2 protein-coding genes and 1 pseudogene are annotated in these 2,575 nt (G+C 68.9%); all 3 read left to right on the plus strand.

Translation table 11 applies throughout. The features are described from left to right. Positions 1-734, plus strand: a pseudogene (locus AX744_RS19060) (amidase family protein); the annotation flags it as partial. A 61-nt stretch (positions 735-795) separates the two neighbouring features. Then, entirely contained in the window at positions 796-1,647 is an 852-nt protein-coding gene (locus AX744_RS19065; protein WP_058632347.1) for a tryptophan 2,3-dioxygenase, read from the plus strand. Next, the coding region (locus AX744_RS19070; RefSeq protein ID WP_061018694.1) for an amidohydrolase family protein at positions 1,647-2,575 on the plus strand (929 nt) is incomplete at its 3' end. The genes AX744_RS19065 and AX744_RS19070, both read left to right, overlap by 1 nt.

The following is a 2,575-nucleotide window of genomic DNA, read 5'->3' on the forward strand; positions in this document are numbered from 1 at the left end:
GCCACGATCTCACCGCCGCGGGAGCGACCGTGGTCGAGGTGGACTTCCCCGTCGTCTCGAATTACGAGGGCGACCGACCGGGCGCGCACACCATCGCCACCCGCGGCCTCGTGTCACCCGAATACCTGCACCGCGAGATCGTCGACCTCTCGGCATGGGCGTGGGAGGACTTCCTCCGGGCGAACGGCGATCCGGCCCTGCACTCGCTCACCGAGATCGACGGGGCGACGATCTTCCCGCATCCGGACGGCGCACTCCCCGACCGCTACACGGGCTTCGACGACGACATCGCCGAGTACCCCGGTTGGGTGCGCGACAACCCCGGCGTCGGGATCGCGGACATGCCCGAGCTCGAAAGCGGTCTGCGCGGCCTGGAGGAGACGCGTCGCCGCGACCTCGAAGTCTGGATGGACGTGCTGCGGCTCGATGCCGTCGTCTTCCCCGCGGTCGCGGATGCGGGTCCGGCTGACATGGACGTGAACCCGGAATCGGCCGACCTCGGGTGGCGCAACGGCGTGTGGATCGCGAACGGCAACCTCGCGATACGCCACCTCGGCATCCCGACGGTCACGGTGCCGATGGGGCTGATGGGCGACATCGGCATGCCGATCGGGCTGACTTTCGCGGGACGGGCCTACGACGACACGAGGCTGCTGCGCTTCGCCGCGGCATTCGAGGCTCTCGGCCGACCGGGAACACGGCGCACGCCGCCGCCCCGCACTCCCGCGCTCTGAATCCCGGAGGCATGACATAACACTCCTGTGACGCTCGCCACGAAAGTGATATGTTCGGCAGATGCACACCGAGAACGAACGCGCCCTCGAATCCGGCATCGTCACCGATCTGTCTGGGCGCATGACGTACGGCTCGTACCTGGCACTCGACCAGCTGCTCACCGCGCAGCACCCGGTGAGCGAACCCGAACACCACGACGAGATGCTGTTCATCATCCAGCACCAGACCACGGAGCTGTGGCTCAAGCAGCTGCTGCACGAGCTGTCGTCCGCGCGTCAGCTGCTGGCCAGGGACGACCTGCGCGAAGCTCTGAAGCGCATCGCCCGCGTGAAACGCATCCAGGACGTGATGACGCAGCAGTGGTCGGTGCTCGCGACGCTGACGCCCACCGAGTACGCGCAGTTCCGTGGGGCGCTCGGCAACTCCTCCGGATTCCAGTCCGTGCAGTACCGCGCCGTGGAGTTCGCCCTCGGCAACAAGAACGCGAAGATGCTGAGTGTGTTCGCCGACCACCCGGCCAACCTCGCGCTGCTCACCGCCGAGTGGGAGAAGCCGACGCTGTACGACGAGTTCCTGCGCTTCGCCGCCCGCCGCGGACTGCCGGTCCCGACGGAGATCCTCGAGCGTGACGTGCGGGAGCCCTATCGGGAGACACCGGCACTGGTGCCGGCGATCCGCGAGATCTACCAGGACCCGAGCCGTTACTGGGATCTGTACGAGGCCTGCGAAGACCTGGTCGACCTCGAGGACAACTTCCAGTTCTGGCGGTTCCGACACCTCAAGACCGTCGCTCGAACCATCGGCATGAAGGTCGGCACCGGCGGCTCCAGCGGCGTCGGCTTCCTGCAGCGCGCACTGGATCTGACGTTCTTCCCCGAGCTCTACACCGTGCGCACGGAGATCGGCAGCTGATGCACGCTGCGACATTCTTCGACGGGAGCGCGTGGCGCGAGGGCGTCGTCGAGCTCGTCGACGGACGTGTGCGCCTGCGCGATGAGCGCCCCACCCCCGGACTCCCCCGCATCGGAGGTGTCATCACGGGCGGATTCACCGACCACCACGTGCACCTGCAGCTGGTGGACCACACTCTCCTGGCAGGGTCTCGCCTCGGCCGCGTGGTCGACCTCGGCGGAAACCCCGAGGTGCTGCGTCAGCTCACGCCCACCGCCCGCCACCACGTCGGGGTCGACTTCGCCGGGGCGTTCCTGACCGTGCCTGGTGGCTATCCCTCCGACCGGGACTGGGCGCCGGAGGGATCGGTCCGCGAGATCACGGACGCGGACTCTGCCGCAGCCACGGTCTCCGGGATGGCGGATGCGGGTGCCACCTGCATCAAGGTCACCAGCAACAGCGGCGCAGGGCCGGTCTTCACCGACGAGCTGTTCCGCGCGATCGTCCGGGTCGCGGCCGACCACGACCTCCCCGTCGTCGCGCACGCCGAAGGTGCGGGTGAAGCGCAGCGGGTGGTCGCCCTCGGCGCAGCCGGGCTCGCCCACGCCCCGTTCACGGAGCGCCTCGACGATGACGAGATCGTGCGTCAGGCGGCCTCCGCCTCGTGGATCTCGACGCTTGCGATCCACGACGACCCCGAGCGTGCGACCGCGATCGACAACGTGCGCCGGTTCCACGCCGCGGGCGGCACCGTGCTCTACGGCACCGACCTGGGCAACGGACCGATGCCTGTCGACCTGAACCCGCACGAGGTCGGCGCCCTTCGCGAGGCCGGAGTCGACCACGCGGCCCTCCTGCGAGCGCTCGCCCCCGTGGATCCGCTCGACTCCGGATCGGTGCTCCTGCTCCTCCCCGTCAGCAGCTCCTCTTCGTTCGACCCCCTCGACGC

The organism is Microbacterium sp. CCH5-D1, from assembly GCF_001557335.1.
Classification (GTDB): Bacteria; Actinomycetota; Actinomycetes; order Actinomycetales; family Microbacteriaceae; genus Microbacterium; species Microbacterium oxydans.

Bases quoted from the DNA above. Each gene is read 5' to 3' on its own strand.
- AX744_RS19065 (WP_058632347.1), top strand. From the start codon at position 796: ATGCACACCGAGAACGAACGCGCCCTCGAATCCGGCATCGTCACCGAT.